Raw genomic sequence first — 15250 nt, forward strand, 5'->3', positions numbered from 1 at the left:
GGGCTGTCGGAGCGCTCATGTGAGGGCCCGAACAAGCCCGGCGGTGATCTCGTCGAGCACCTGCGGGTGCGCCAGCAGTTCGGCGGAGGCATCTTGCCCCGACCGCGGCGCCGGCAGCCGTGGGCCGGCGGCACGGCGGTCATCGGACAGGGTGATCAACGCGAATTCGCGGTGCACGCCGCTGGCCGGGAAGTCCGAACACGCCACCGTGGCGATGTCGGTCCGCAGCCGCGACCAGCGCGCGCCCGCAGACCATCGCGGCTGCACCTTGCGGACGGCGTCGGCGAGCTTTGCGCCGGGGGCGTGGCTGTCCACCGGAACCTTGGTGACGTCGGCGCCGACGAGGACCGCGGCCACGTCATGAATTCCGAGTGCGTCGGCAACCCCGACGGCCAGGTCGGTGGCGGCCGCCGCGCTGCCATCGGCGAACCAGGGCCGCATCGACGCCGAACTGTTCAACGCGACAACAAGTTCGGTGTGGGCCGGCTTGCGGTCCCGGCCGATGAGACGCCGCGCGGAGGTGCGCGCCGCGGCGGCCAGCGGGCTGAGCGCGGTGTCGGCGGCGGCGGTGACGGCCACTTCGATGTGGTGACCGGCCGGACGCAGTTCGGCGAACACCACCGCGCCATCGCCGCTGACGTCCACCGGGTCGAACAACACCTGGACCGGGTCGGCTTCGTCGGGCACATCGTGCGCGATCGCCAGGTGCACGACGGTGCCGGCACCGAATTGCGTTGTGAACGCGGGTCGAACGGCGACGGTGACCTGACCGGTGAGCGAGGGCAACACGACGTGTTGGGGGCTCGAGCGCACCACGGGCTGGCTCGGTGCGCCCTGGACGTCGAGCGCGGCGTCCTGGACCGCGCCGCTGATGGAGATCGATAGCGGCCCAACGGGTATGTGCGCGCGCTGATTACGCGCGGTCAGGGCATAGATCGGCATCAGTGGTTCCTCCACATCTGTGCCGGCGGGGCCGTCAGCGGTGCCCGCACGTCGGCACGGCGGGCCAGCATCGTGCTCACCAGCTTCCGGTACCGCCGTGGCGGCGATGCCTCGTTGCTGCCGGCCATCCGCATCATCATCGCCAGCACCACCTCCTGATCGTCGTCGCTGAACTGCCGGCTCGCGGTTAGCGCGGCGGCGGCCGCGCCCAGCACGCCATCGACGGCATCGCCCGGCTCGGCGGCGTCGGTGCGTAGCAGGCTGGCCGCCAACACCTCTGTGGTCGTGACGATGTTGTGGTCGACCAGAGCCAGCACCTGCTCGCCGGCGGCGGTGGCCACCGCCGGATCGGCGGCGAGTTGTCCCGCCAGGACGGGTCGCGGTTGTCCCGCGATCATGCCCAGGACCGCGAGCACCGCCACCCGCACCGCGCAGTCGGCATGCACTCGGCCGGGGCCGATTTCGCTCAATGCCGCGTCCCACAGCCCGGCGTACGCCTTTTGATGAGTGTTGACGTAGCCGCGCTGCACCCAGGACGCCGGGGCGACCATGCGTAGCGCCCCGCACGCCACCGCGAGGTCGTCGTTGTTCGCGCCGCTGATCTCGTCGGCCAACCGGGCCAACGATTCACTGTCGGGTGCCCCCAGCAGGGTCGGCAACAGCGCCGCTGTGCTCAGGGCGGGTCCGCCCGCCGCCAGCAGTTCCGCGGGATCCCAAATACGTTGGGCCGCTAGCTCATCGCGGCGCGGGGATCCATTGGCCGCGAGCCACCACAACTCCGCGAAGGGATCCGACTCACCGGGGTTGCGTTCGGCGCGCATGCCGCACACCGCCGCTCGGGTCCACGTGGCGTCCCACGGTTGTGCGCCCCGTAGTTCGGCCGGCAAGGGCATGGTGGATCCGTCGGCGAACCAATCCAGCACGGCGTCGCTGACCGGGGTGGCGCTCTCGCAACTCAGGCGCAGGGTCGCGGCCGCCGCGACGATCCGGGTTTCCAGACCGAGCCGGTGCGGCAACCGCCGTGCCAGCGTGGGCCCGGTGTGCGGGTCGGCCAGCTGGGGCGCGACCCGTTCGGTGAGGGCTTGAGTCAGGCGGTCATCGTCGACACCCGCGCGCAGTAACAGGTCGACCAGCTTGAGCAGCCGTTGCGGATCATCGGTGGCCCCGGCCCGCTGCAGCGCCGGGCCCAGCGCGGCCGCCAGTGGTTCGGGAACCGGACGGCCATGATAGGTCTTGGCGCTCAACGGGATCGGCCCCAACTGATCCAGCCAGGTGTCGTCGCCGACGGCGCGACACAGGTAGGTCAGGGCGGCGTGTTCACCGGCGAAGCCGGGCAGATTCTGCTCGGCCGCCTTCCAGGCGTCGGGCGTGGTATGGCCGACAAGGGCCGAAAGTGCCTCGTCGACAAGGCGTTCGGTCGGCGATCCCGGGGTGACGCCGGCGGGCGAGTGCGCGGTGATGATCGCGTTCGCTTCGGGATGGGCAGCGGCGAAGCCCTCGTCGGCGGCGATCGTGACCGCCAGCGGCCAGGCCGGGTGCAGGTCTCGATCCTCGGTTTGCGCGGCCCGGTGGTCGAGTTCGTCGAGCACCGCGAGTGCCGACTGCGGATCGAGCAGCACCTCCTGCGCCATCACCGACCAGGCGGTGACGGCGATCGCCTGACCCGATGCGGTCCGGTGCGGCTCGCCACCCAACTCCCCCAGCGACAGCGTCGCGGTCTCGTCGATGACGACGAAACCGGCCGGGAGCGTGTGCAAGTCGCCGAGAGGTACCGCGGCCAGGTGCTGGATGGCGTGCTGCGCCGGGCCGAGTTGGTCGGCGCGGTCGAAGGTGCTGAAGTTCAGGGTGGCCGCGGTCCCCGGTGACATCAGGAAACTCACCAGGCCGACCCACTGCGCGGCCGAGTCGACGGAGACGGCGCCCAGGACGACGGGTGAGCCCCCATTGAGCGCGGCCGCGACCGCGTCCAGGAGTCCGAGCAAGGTGCCGACCCGCCAGGTGCTGGTGTCCAGCGCGAAGGCGATCGCACTTTCTCGGGTGACGACGTCCGCGACGCCCGGCGGTTCGGCGGGCAAGGCGGCGCGTCCGACGGCCGCCGCGCCGAACGGGCGTAACCAGGCCGGCGAGCCCCATCGTTGGATGGGGCGCAGCCGCGGCGCGGAATCCGGTGCGCGGTCCAGCAATACGTGGGCGAACACGTTCCCCGGGCGCCCGGTGCTGTCGGCGCCGGCGGCAACGGTATGCCAGTAGCCGGCCGCGTCGCTGGCCCAGCGTCGGTACTCCAGCCGCCGCGGCGTCGCGTCCAACTGCTCCGGTGTCGGATAGTCGGGCAGCGGCGTGACGGGCCGAAACGCGGTGCGCACAGCCGACGCCAGGCGTTGCGTTTCCTCGGGCGACAGATCACCGGTGGTCTGCTTGACCTGCCAGCCTCCCGCGCCTCCCGGCCGGTCGAAACTCGTGTAGGCGAGTTGACCGTAGCGCGGGGTCACGGTGCGCCCGCGCTCAAGCGGAGGCTGTGCACCGGCGGGTCCAGGAGTGCGATGGTGCGCAGCCGCGCCGCCGAGGGCGTGTTCACGAACAATCGGATCCATCCGCGCCGGCCGCGCAGGTCGACGGCCCACGGCTCGGCGGTACCGGCGGTGGTCAGGGCCGACCACCGCAGTTCCTTGGACGGCGTGGCCGCGAGCCCGCCCTGCGCGTCCAGCGGTGCCGCGTCGAGCGCTTCTCCATCGGTGGGCGACAACGGAATTCGGTCCGGGTGGTTGACCAACACGAACGCCGGGGATCCCGGCACTTCGTATTCGGACCGCATATAGATGGTGGCGTGCGACGGCTGCCCCGCCGGGTCGCGGCTCAACTGCACCGCGTACTGCAGCCGCAGCAGGCCCGCGTATTCGATGCTGCGCACGGCGCCGATGGCGCGGCGGCCGGCTGAAAACGCTACCGGCGCCAGATGCAGGGAACACCCGCTGACCGGCAGCTTGCCGTTGGGCAGTTGCAGGCCGCCGTACTTCTCGTACTGCTCGACGGTGATTTCGTAGGACGTACCGGTCAGACCGTTGCGCGGGTCGTAGCCCTTGGGCGCCAGGTACACCACGACGACGGCGGCGCCTTGCGGCCAGTCGAACGTCAGGACCTGCTTGTTGCAGTATTCGGCCAGTTCGACATCCCGGATGACACCGGTGCGCACCGAACAGAAGGTTTTGCCCAGCAACGCACGACCGGCCAGCACCGTGACCGGGGTGAAGTAGGCGCGGCTCCAGTCCGTGGGCCAAGACACTCCCGACATCACCGACCGCGGCCGCCCGTCGGGACCGGGCTGCTCGGTAATCGGTTGCGTCAAGCGCAGATCCGGGGTCAGTCCGACCTGCTCGAGCGCCGCCTCGGGCAGGTCATTGGCCTCGGCGCCGGCGGCCGGGCCGGTCTGGCTGCGATAGATCACCACCTCGCCGGCCGACGGCGCCTTCCAGGTGAGCTCGAAGCCCGCCGCGGCCCCCGGCGCCGACGTCACCATCAAGTCGGTGACCGGCGTTAGGACCGCGGCGATTTCGACTTCGGCGTCGACCGGTGCGGCCAGCCGCAGCACACCGTTGACCGGGACCGCGGCCCGAATCCGATACACGTAGTGCCGCCCCGGCGCCGGGTCGGAGTCGACGAATCCCGCGCGGTTGTCGCGGTCCAGCAAAATCCGGTGCTGGGGTCCCTCGCGGCCGGCTTCCTCGGCCGGCATCCGGGACACGAACACGGTGCTGACCGCAGAAGGCACCGTCCAACTGCCGATGACCTTGCCGTTGTCCTGCCGAACCACGCAATCGCGCACCGGGCTGACGGCCACGCCTTCGGCGTGCTTGATCGGTTGCGCCGCAAGCGCTTCGGCGCGGGTGCCGCCGACGTTGACCCACACCTGGTAGTAGCGCACCGCCGCGGCCGAGGGCAGCGGGTCGGCGGCGGTGGCCGCGGGGGTGGCCGCCACCAGCCGGGCCCGATCCGGGGAGTACGGCGCGTTGTCCTCCTGCGCGACCAGCCGGTAAATCACCACGGCATCGCCGCCGGCCAGATACGGGGTCCAGGCCAGCTCGGAGCCTCCGGTGTCACCGTCGCGCGACGGCCTGACGGTGACGGCGGCCAGCGGGCCGGTCTGTTCACCAAAGGTGAATGCCGCGAAATCGCTTGTGTTCATTGGCAATTGGCCGCTCGCCGCGTCTTCTGCCAACGGCGCGGTTCCGGTCGATGCACCGTCGACCTCCACCGCCGACAGGGCCGCCGAGCGGTGATGCCGGCCCGGCGACGACTCCGAGTCCACCTCGGCCAGGACGGCCGCCAGTTCCTCGGCGTACTCGGCGACCGAGCCGGGCAGCATCGCCCGAATCTGTTCCACATCGGTGCGCCCGGATCGCAGTATCAAGCGCAGGTGGGTTTCTTTGAAGCCCGCCTTGGACACCGCCCCGGAGTCGATCAGGCGCTGGCGCCATGCGATCAGAGCGTTGAGGCGGGGGTCGTCGGCGTCGCCGGTGTGCTGCGGATCGGGCATGGCTAGAACACCAAGTCCCCGCCGGGCGGTGCGTCCCGGTGTTCGCTGTGGGTGATCACCGCGGTCTTCTCCATTTCCACGCCTGAGGCGGCCGCCAGCGGCACCTCGAACAGGGTGAAGTCGTAGGGCGCCAGCCCGTCGCTGGCCTGCACCACCGCGGCCCGAAAACCCAGACCGGGCCGGGCGATCGCGGCCGTATCGATGGCTACCGCGCAGCGGCCCGCTGTCATCGCCGCGTCGGTGAACACCGACCCGTCGAAGGGAGCCGCCTGCCCCGGCCGATGGTCGACGACACCGGCGGCGAACTGTTCGGAGGCCACGTGCTGCCCCATCGCCGGCGCCGACACCGCACCGGTCAGCGCGGTGCCCACGCGATCGTCCTCGGCGAACATCTGCTCGACCCGCTGCCACAACGCTTCGGCGCCAGTGGAGTGCACCTGCCCGGACGCCACCGCCGCCGACCATTGGTCCAGACCCGAAGAGGTCCGGAAACCCGGCATGCGATAGAGCATTTCGGGCTCTTCCCGCAGTCGGCCCGCGGCGTGGGCGACCATCTCCTGCCACGGCTTGGTCAGCCAGCCGAGCGCGTAGAGGCGGCGCTGAATGGCATGCGCCGCATCGTCGGCACGATCGGCGCCGGGATCGGCCACACCGACCTGGGCGCAGCGGGGCAGGCCGTCGGAGATCAGAGGCGCCGCAGTGCGCCCGGCGGGCGCGGGCCCGAACGGTGCGCGCAGCACCGGCCCCAGCACGCGACACCACGACAAATACTGGCCGTACGCGGTGGACAGGCGGCTGACGTCCTGCAGCGCCGTCTGCAGATTCGCCTGCATCATGTCGAGCTGATTCTGCTGGGATTTGCGCAGATTCATCAGGGTGAACATGTCGCGCTGGGCGAACAGGAACAACGTCAGCGATACCACGATGTAGAGGCCGAGCAATATCCCACCGGTGATCAAGGTGTATTTCCAGCCGGTGAAGCCGGCCACCGCGAGGCCGACCACTATGACGAGGACGCCCAACGTCGCCCAGGTCAGCGTGGCCAGGATGGTGCCGATGGCTTGTTGGCGGGCGCGCACCCGCTCGTCGATCGAGATCTCGCTGGCCGCCCGCTGAATCTGTTCGGCGATTTGCGCGACCTCCGTGCGGGCCCGCCCCAAGAAGTCGGCCAGGATCGATCCCGCCTGCCAGGCATAGCTTTTCGACGCGTGCTGCTGCCAGCGCTCCAATTCGGTGGACGCCCCGCGCGCCTCGACCCCGGCGGCGGGGTCGGAGTAGGCGCGCTGCAGCCGCTGGCGCAGATCGGCCGCGCCCAGCACATCGGCCGGCTCCAGGTCGCTGACTCCGATCACGGCGGCCAGCGACGTCGGGATGGCGGTGAATCGGTCCGCGCGGCTGGGCACGACGTCGGCGGCGCTGGCCACGACACCGACACCGGCGCCCACTTGGATCGGGTCGAGTCCCTTCGCGCGGCGTCCGCCGTCGGCCAGGGTGAGCGCGCCGTTGACGAAGTCGGTCCACAGCGGGCTCAGATCCTGTTGAGCCAGCTGCCCGTTGGCCCCCGATCCGCCGATGGCCGCGTTGAGCGTCTCGGCGCTGCGACCAAGATCCTGCCAATCGGCGAGCTGACTGCTGGTCACCACCGAGAACGCCGATTCGCGGCCGCCGAACACAGTGCCCTGCACCGTCGAGGCCAACACCGCCGACACCGATCCCTTGACGGCCGACAGCCACGCCGACGGCGCGTTGCGCAGCGCACCGCCCATGAAGCGCAGGAACATCTTCAGCGCGGCCCAGATCGAAATGGCCTGCGTGGCAACATCGTCGGCGCCCATCCGCGGCCCGCGCAGCACATCGCGATGTTTGGTCCACAGCGCGCGGGCCATCGTCTGGGTGGCCGCCGACACGTCCTCGACGTAGAGCACCGGCACCTGGCCGCCGTGCGGCAGCGGCAACCGCCCGGCCGGATCGAACAGCCGTGCCCGCAACCGACGTTCCACCTCCGCGGTGTCCAGGCTGCGGTAGAAAGCGCGCACCGCGCGCAGCGTCTGCCCCGGCAGGATTTCCACGCTGTCGAAGGGGGTCTGCTGCACGTCGGCCCACAGACCGGCCACCGCGGCGACCACCGGCGCGGCGCGCTGGGCCAGATCGAGCGGCTCGGCGAGGTGTCCCCACGGCACCGCGCCCAACCCGGGTGCCGGCGAATCCTCCGGCGCGATCAGCAGGTTGTGCCAGCCCTCCACCACGACCGACGAGCTGAGCTGGCTGGCGCCGGCCCGGCCGCTGGTGAGCAGCATCCGCAGCAGGGTCATCCTTGCTCCCCGGGCGGTGCTGCGCACCACCTGCTCGACGAACTGCTCGGCGGCCAGCGGCGCCCGTTGATCGCCCGGAACGTCGAGCGGAACCAGTACCGCGACCCGGATCCGGTCATAGCGCTTGGCGGTCAATACCTGTTGCAGTACCACACTTTCCGACCTACCGCCGCGCACCATCGTCGCCGCCGTGGCGGGCCCCCGAGCATCGCCGGCATCCACCCAGACGAAGACGCCCAGCAATCCCGCGGCGGAGTAATCGCATAGGACGCCGAGAAGCTCGTCGGTATGCAGGTGGGGAGCCACGATCACGGTGAGGGCGGTGTCGTTGGGTGCAACCATGGTCAGAACGTCCCGCCCTCGGGAATCACCACGGGCGCACCGCCATCGAGCACCGGACCACCCGCGGTGGCGCCGGCCGCCAGCGCCTCGGCCTCGTGCTGGATCAGGTTGATCAGCGCGCCGGTGGCCGCGTACACGTCGGGCGCCAGGTCGCGGAACATGGGCGTGTTGGACGCCGTGGTTCGGGTCGGCACCGTCGTGAACGCCCCACCCGGGGTGGCCCCCGCCATGTCCGCCGGAAGGTACTGCGCCGCAACATCGCGGATGGTGGTCAACCATTCGACGGCCGCGGCGGCGCGCTCGTCGGCGGTCTGGGCCTCGGCGATCCCGGGCACCCGGGACTGCACCCCGGGTGTGCTCGAAACCCCTTGCAGGAATTCACCAAGGAGTCCCTGTGCCGACAACGCGACGATCCCGCTGGCGGGGTCTTGCGAGTGCGCGTCGTAAAGCTCACGCAGCACGCTGTAGGGCCGCAGCGATCGCATCACCGGCGGCTCGTGCGACTGCGCGATGGCCAGCAGGATCGATTCCAGTACGGCGGGCAACCAGTCGTAGGGGGCGTGGAACGCCGACGGCGGCGTCAGCAGCGGGTTCGGGAAGTTCAGCCACTGTCCGCTGTCGGCGTCGTAGATCCGCACCGGCTCGGTGAACGGGGACGCCGGGATCTGGATGCGGCCCAGCAGCTGCCCGACGAACCAGCCGCCGGTCATGGTGCGCCGCTGTTCGTCGGTCATCGGCAGCGATGCCGAAAGTGGTCGCGAGCGACGGTATTTCCAGAAGGCGCCCCGGCCGGGGCCCGCGGTCTGCGCCCACTGCTGGGCGGCGGGCTTGAGCACCGAGTCGAACGCCAGCGGCGAATAGTTGGGATAGGAGCCGAAAATGTCGATGCGGGTCACGCTGTCCTCGTCGGACAGCGAGCGCCCGTAGTTGTCCTTCGTCGCCTGGTCGATGCGCGGATTGTTCCGGATGACTTCGAACAGTTCCCGGTCAACCGGTTGACCGGCGAACGGAATCTCGGAGAACTTGTAGCGGTACTCGGTCTGCTGGCCCGGGTGGACCCGCTGCAGCGCCTGGTCGTTGACGCTGGCCAGCGGTCGCGCCAGCGACAGCGCCTCGGCGAACTTGGTGGCGATGTCGCGCCGACGCGCCACCAGTTCCGACTCCGACGCCCCGGCGCCCTGCACGTAGTCGCGCAGCGACACCTTGCAGAATTCGGCGAACGACTCACCGGGCCGCTCGACGTAGAGCCGCGCCCGCCGCAGCAATTCCACTGGGCGGGTGTGGATGTCGAACTGGGCGATCGACGGCACCCGCGCGCGGCCGGTTTCCGGGTCGGTGCCCAGCGCCCGGGTGACCCAGGTGGCGGTGCGTTCGATCAGCCCGCCGGGTGCCGCGACGCCGCCGGTGGTCTGCCACTCCCCCAGGATCACCCGCGTGGTCGCCTCCTCGATGGCCGACTGCAGCGGGATCATCGCGTTGGCACCGGCCACCGCCTTCGGCAGATCCGCCTCGTAGCGTCCCTTGAACGCCGTCGAATTGATCAGCAGCACTTCGTTGTTCGCCTCAGCGAACCGGCTGGGCACCAACTCGTCGGCGTCCGCCGGCCACGCCGCGTACTGATCGGTGGCCAAGCGGGCCAGCCCGACATCGGTCGGCGGCTCCGAGCGGGCGATCTCCAGCTGGATCATCGCCTCGCTGAGGCGATCACGCAGCGGCACCAGCAATTCCATGCCGAGCACCCGCATCACGTCGGCGATGCGGGCGGCCGCGTCGGCGAACAGCTGGCGACGTACCGTCGCGCGGAACCCGTCGACCACGGCCGCCACCACCTGATCGGTGTTGGTCATCACCCCGTGCAGTGATTTGAGCCCGGCGTCCACCTGCGGCGAAATCGCCACGATGTCGGGCGGACCCATGTTGCCCAACTGCGCGACCCCCGCGGCGAGTTGGTCGTCGATGTGACGGCGCAACTGGTCGACGACTTCCCGCGCGAAGGGCAATCCCAGCGAGGCGATGGCCGCGCCGACCACCTTTTCGAGCCGCCTGGCGAAATCCTGGTGCCACTGAAAGGCCATGGCGTAGGCAGCATCCGCGCACGCACGGATCAGCTCGGCACGCCGATTGTGCACGGCCTGCAGCATGGTCGGCACCCACTGCTCGGCGGCAACGCCTTCCGGGTTCGGCAGGTGGTTGCGCAGCTGACGGTCGATGAGGCTGTTGACCGTGGCGGCGACGGTGTCCGCCGTGAAGGCTTCGGTGCCGATCCAGCGGCCCAGCTGGCTGACCCGGGTCTGCTCGTCGCCCGCGCTGGGCGGCAACCCCAATTCGCCACAGAGCGCGGCCCATTGGCTGGACAGCAGCGAGTCCAGCTGTTCGGTGCTCGATGCCGGATTGCCCTTCTGCATGTGCCCGTCGAGCAGCTTGTCCACGCAGCTGCGGGCCAGCCGCTGGGCGGCGTATTCGGCGTAGCGGTCCCGGCCCATGCTCAGGCTGGAGAAGCCATAGGTGCCCCAGGGCAACACATCCCACGACGAGATGCCCCATCCCAGCAGGTCGCGATCGCCCACCGGCGACGCGGTGTTGCCCAGGTCGTAGGCGACGAACTGGTCGCTGGCCCGCCCACTCATCATCAGCCCCGCCAGGCCACGCGCCAATCCGCGGTACACCGCGTACTGCGAGCCGTCACCGAACAGGGTTCGGTCGGCGCCGATGTAGCGGCCCACCGGGAACACCCGCGCGAACGGAATCGGTTCTCCCTCACCATGATGGTGGCCCAGCGCACGCAATATCCGTACGTCGTGCTCGCGGGCCGCGCCGGATTGACTGGCCACGATCTCGCCGAGCATCGCCAACGCGTTGGCCCGCACGCCGATGATGGCGCTCTGCGGCAGCGAGTCGAAAATGTCTGGCGTCACCATGAAGACGCCCATCAAGCGGGGATCCAGGCCGGTGACCAAGGTCAGCAGGCGGCATACGTCCAGCGCCATCGACGCGCCCGCGCCGCCGGCCATCGACGACACCACCAACACCAGGGGCGGTTCGTTGGGGTCGAAGCGACCCATGCCCGGCACGTCGACCGTCGACATCTCCGACACGGTCTCGACGCGAAACAGCGTGTCCCACGCGGCCTGTAGCCGGGCGTGGATCTCGGCGGCCTTGCTCAGGGTGATCATCCGCCCGATAGCCCGGTACTGCCCGGCGCCGGCCGAGATCGGGATCGACACCTCCTGCGGGCTGCGCGGCGCCCAGGTGGCGATGGTGTCCAACGCCGACTCGGCCGCCAGCCGTTGCGACAGCGCACCGTCGAGCACGGCGTAGCTGCTGCCCTGCGGTCCGCACCCGACGTAGCTGCCGCCCTGGGCGGGGACGTTCGCCAGCCCCTCCGGGCCCGACTCCGCGGCGCTCGGCACGTCGATGTGGACGAATTGCCAACCTGCCAATAACTTTTCGATTCCAGCGGTGTGCAGTTCGGAGCGCAGCTGGTCCATCATCAAGGACAGCGTGGCGCCGCCGGAACCGCCGCAGCCCACTACCAGGAATCGTCGCATCAGGTGCCCTCTCCGAACGGGTCGAATGGTTCTGGGTCAAATCGATAGGAGGGTTGCGTCGCCTCGGTCGGCGGCGGCGCGGGCGGCTCGCCCTCGCCGCGCTCATTGCGCTCGTCGCGTTCGTCGTAGCGGTAGCCCGAGGCCATCGTGTCGTCTTGGCGCGGTATCGGTTCGGGGATCGGCCGCTCCTGTGTCTCGGCCTCATTGAAGCCGGGCGGCACCGACCCCGTCGCCGCGGGCGGCACCGACCCCGTCGCCGCGGGCGGCGCGGGCCTCGGAGCGGGCGGCGCCACAGGCGCCGAAGCGGGCGCGCCACCGAACGGTGAGTCGGCCCCGCCGCCAAAGGGATCATCCCCCGCCGGGCCGACCACGACGCCGGCGGGCGTGTCACCGAACGGAGAAGCCGTCTCGCCCGGCGCCGCGAATGGCGTCGTCATGCCGGCCTGTACGGCGCGCAGCCGCAACCCGGTGAGCAGGTCGGGCAGCCGCTGCGCGATGTCCTCGTAGAGCCGCTCCCGCGCGATGGTGTCGGTGGTTCCGGCCACCAACAGCAGTACCTCGGCGGCATTCTCGGGCCCATAGGGGTTGTGCAGCAGCACCCAGGTGTTGTGCACCGCCAGCGGCAGCACCGCGCGCAGGCCGGTCTTGTCCGATCCGGGCAGCTTGGACCCGACGCTCACAAGCGCCTCGGCGTCTACGACCACATGGCCGGAGCCGAAAGGACTGCGCCCCAACATAACCGACAGATTCACCCCGGCCACCGACAGCTGGCGGGCGCCGCCGGGCGGCAGCCCGGTCACCGGTTGCACCAGATCGGTGTCGGCCATCGCGAACGGCTCACCGCCGCGCAGCACGGCGTCGTGCTCGACCTCCACCGGGATGCGTTCGGCCAGCAGCGGGTTGTCGGGGATCTTGCTGACCCACCACTTCGACGCGTACAACAGTGCCAACGGGATGCCGGGACCCAGCAGCAGCGCGGCGATGAGCACCAGGACGAAGTTGGTGGTGTTGAGCGGGTTGATCATCGACGCCGTGAAGGCCACCGGCACGGTCTGCGCGTCGTCGGGGTTGTCCAGCGTCGAAACATGGACGGGCACAGTGCCGTTGAGCCCGCCGTGGCCGTTGTGGTCGGTGCGCAAGGTGACCGATAATTGTGCGGTTTCCCCCGCCTGCACCTTCAGACAGTGCTGGCCCGAATTCGTCGGTGAGCCGACGTGCGGCGTGCCGATACCGTCGGGCGCACCCGACACCGTCGCGGAATCGGTGTCGCTGATCCAGGCACAGCCAGGGCCGGTGATGTTCAGCGTCGCGGTCGCCCCCTTGGCCCCCTCGACGGTGCCGAAGTCGATGCGCTCACCCGGGGTGGGCAGGCCAACCTTGGGCAGAATCTGCACCGGCACATCGACTTCCTGCGGCGACAACTGGGTGCCGGCGATGGGGCCGCCGTTCGGATCCGAGGTGTTCGCGGTGGTGATCACCAGCGACATCCGCAATGTCGCGTGCCCGGGGGCGACCTTGGTCAGGTCGGCGTCGACGGGTTTGGCGATGTCATCCTTGCCCGCCGCCGTCAGCAGCGGGATCGGCGCCGCGCCGTCGGGACCCAGGGATGCCGACATGGTGGCCGTGCCGGCCAAGTCGCTCGGGACCATCGGCTTGCCTTGACCGTCAACCAAACCGAAGACCAGGCCCTTGAGCGTCTGACCGCTGTGCCAGGCGACCTTATCGCCGCCCGTCAGCGCCGGGAAGATGTCGGTGGTGATGTGAATGCTGACCTTGGACACCGCGTCCGGGTGCTGGCCGGTGGTGTCGACGTAGACGATCGCCCACTGTCCGGTCCAGTGCGGGGCGTTGCCGTTCTGCAGCGAGATCGTCTGCGCCGATTCGGATTGCCATTGATAGTTCACCGATACGCCGTCGACATTGACGTCTTGGGCGCCGTCCTTCTTGGGCAGCGGCAGGGTCTGCCCAGTCGGGGAGACGAGGTAGGGTTCGACGCCGGGCACGCCACCCGAGCCCAGAATGTTGACCTCTTTGATGGACCGGTCCAGCACGAAGTTGTGCCGCGCCTCCGGGCACACCTTGATCTGGCACACCCCACCCTGGTCGGTCACGCCGGGATCGGGGTTGAGGGCGTCGAACGCGAACAACATGTCGTCGATGTTGGCGACGGGAAAGAAGTCGCCGGGCACCGGATCCGTGATGGCGCCACACGCCATGCCCTGCAATCCCTTGCCGGTGCTGATCGCCGACATCACGTTGAAGTCACCGGGAGTCTGCTTGGCGCCCAAGCCGATTCCCAGCATGATGATGTTGCTCGACCGCAGCTGGTCGGCGAGGCCGCTGGGGCGGCAGATAGATTGCACGGCCTTCTGGGTGGTGTCGGGGATGCCGTTCGGTGAGTCCAGCGGGACCCCGTCGGCGTACGGCTTGGTGACCGGGCGGGCGGTGAAGTCGATCATCCCGTCGGAGAACCAGGCGATGGCCTGGCAGCGCTGACCTTTGTCGGCCGCCCCGCCGTGCTTGGTCAGCGCTTGCCGGGCGCCGTCGAGGGCCAGCCAGTAGTCGGTGTCGATGCCGGTGTTCTTCTTGGCGATCGGGCCCAGCGAGGCGCCGACGCTGTCGGCGGTCGAGCCGGTGAGCTGCGTCCAATCATGTTCGGGGACATAGGTATCGGAGAAGCCGGCCACCGCGACGTCGAGCTTCGCGCTCACCCGGTCGGCGTACTTGCCCAGCGTCTGCACCAGATAGCGCGCGGCCTGTACCCGCGCGGCCTGCGGGTCGGTCTGCTGCAGGCTGCTCGACTCGTCGAACAACAGCAGCAGATCGCCGGCCTTCTGCGAGGCCAGGCAGGCCCCGAAGCGGCTCGCGCCCGGCGAACCGGTCGCCGACGCGACCGGCGCCCACCCGACCAGATTCAGCACCACGACCAGGAAAGCGGCCGCGGCCACGCGCGCCAGCACCGCAAGGCCGTTGCGGCCGTGAGGTATTCGAGAAGGGTGGGCCACTACAGCGTCCCCGCCCACAGCGCGATCTGCCAGGCCCCCACGGCGATTCCGACCAGGCAGACGGCCAGCACCACCCAGTACAGCGTCGACGTCCAGGTGGGCGCCGAGTAGATGGCCTCGGTGCGGCGCCTGGTATCGACCCGGCTGAAGACGGCCAGCGCGCCGATCGCCAACGGCCCGGCCAACAGCCACCCGGCGACGGCGGCCGCGATCATCGGTCCGCCCAACGCGCTCGCGCCGGCCAGGGCAACGCCAACCAGAGCCAGCGCCAACGCCACCGCAAACCACACCAGCGGTGGGCCCGCCGTCGTCAACGCCCCGATGCCCGCGGGACTCGCGGTGAGTTGCCCGAACGCGTCACGACCGCCCGTCGGGCCGAACGCCGGTGCACCTGGGCCCGGAAAAGCATCGGGGCGCCCCGGCGCGGGGCGTTGGTTGGCCCAGGGATCGAAACCGCCCGAAAAACCCCCGCCCTGCTGCCCGTGCACCGGCGCCTGGCCGCCACCGGGCGCGGCCTGCTTGCCCGGCCCGAAGTCGCTGAAGTCGAAGGGGTTTGGTGCGTTCATTGTC

Annotated in this window: 7 protein-coding genes; all 7 read right to left on the reverse strand. The window is 70.1% G+C overall.

Annotated features, from left to right (window positions below):
* Nucleotides 1–15: 15 nt before the first annotated feature.
* From A5708_RS21435 to A5708_RS21465, 7 genes are read right to left on the reverse strand one after another with little or no spacing between them, the layout of a single operon-like run.
* A complete protein-coding gene (locus A5708_RS21435; RefSeq protein WP_065030573.1) occupies nucleotides 16–942 on the reverse strand; it encodes a hypothetical protein in 927 nt (308 codons plus the stop codon).
* Entirely contained in the window at nucleotides 942–3431 is a 2490-nt protein-coding gene (locus tag A5708_RS21440; RefSeq protein ID WP_065030538.1) for a hypothetical protein, read from the reverse strand. The genes A5708_RS21435 and A5708_RS21440 overlap by 1 nt, the downstream gene beginning before the upstream one ends.
* Nucleotides 3428–5473, reverse strand: a complete 2046-nt coding sequence (locus tag A5708_RS21445) for a hypothetical protein (RefSeq protein WP_065030539.1) — start codon at nucleotides 5471–5473, stop codon at nucleotides 3428–3430. Before A5708_RS21445 ends, A5708_RS21440 begins: the two co-directional genes overlap by 4 nt.
* Before the next feature lie 2 nt (nucleotides 5474–5475).
* A complete protein-coding gene (locus A5708_RS21450; protein WP_065030540.1) occupies nucleotides 5476–8127 on the reverse strand; it encodes a hypothetical protein in 2652 nt (883 codons plus the stop codon).
* A gap of 2 nt (nucleotides 8128–8129) precedes the next feature.
* Complete coding sequence (locus A5708_RS21455; RefSeq protein ID WP_065030541.1) at nucleotides 8130–11675, reverse strand: tubulin-like doman-containing protein; 3546 nt, start codon at nucleotides 11673–11675, stop codon at nucleotides 8130–8132.
* A complete protein-coding gene (locus A5708_RS21460) occupies nucleotides 11675–14680 on the reverse strand; it encodes a VWA domain-containing protein (protein WP_231117976.1) in 3006 nt (1001 codons plus the stop codon). Before A5708_RS21460 ends, A5708_RS21455 begins: the two co-directional genes overlap by 1 nt.
* On the reverse strand, nucleotides 14680–15246 hold the full coding sequence (locus A5708_RS21465) for a hypothetical protein (RefSeq protein WP_065030542.1): 567 nt from the start codon (nucleotides 15244–15246) through the stop codon (nucleotides 14680–14682). Before A5708_RS21465 ends, A5708_RS21460 begins: the two co-directional genes overlap by 1 nt.
* Between the last annotated feature and the right edge of the window lie 4 nt (nucleotides 15247–15250).

This window comes from Mycobacterium colombiense (genome assembly GCF_001672755.1).
GTDB lineage: Bacteria > Actinomycetota > Actinomycetes > Mycobacteriales > Mycobacteriaceae > Mycobacterium > Mycobacterium colombiense_C.

Excerpts from the sequence above, each read along its gene's own strand:
- A5708_RS21435 (WP_065030573.1), bottom strand. The coding sequence starts at position 942 with ATGCCGATCTATGCCCTGACCGCGCGTAATCAGCGCGCGCACATACCC.
- A5708_RS21445 (WP_065030539.1), bottom strand. The coding sequence starts at position 5,473 with ATGCCCGATCCGCAGCACACCGGCGACGCCGACGACCCCCGCCTCAAC.
- A5708_RS21450 (WP_065030540.1), bottom strand. The coding sequence starts at position 8,127 with ATGGTTGCACCCAACGACACCGCCCTCACCGTGATCGTGGCTCCCCAC.
- A5708_RS21455 (WP_065030541.1), bottom strand. The coding sequence starts at position 11,675 with ATGCGACGATTCCTGGTAGTGGGCTGCGGCGGTTCCGGCGGCGCCACG.
- A5708_RS21465 (WP_065030542.1), bottom strand. The coding sequence starts at position 15,246 with ATGAACGCACCAAACCCCTTCGACTTCAGCGACTTCGGGCCGGGCAAG.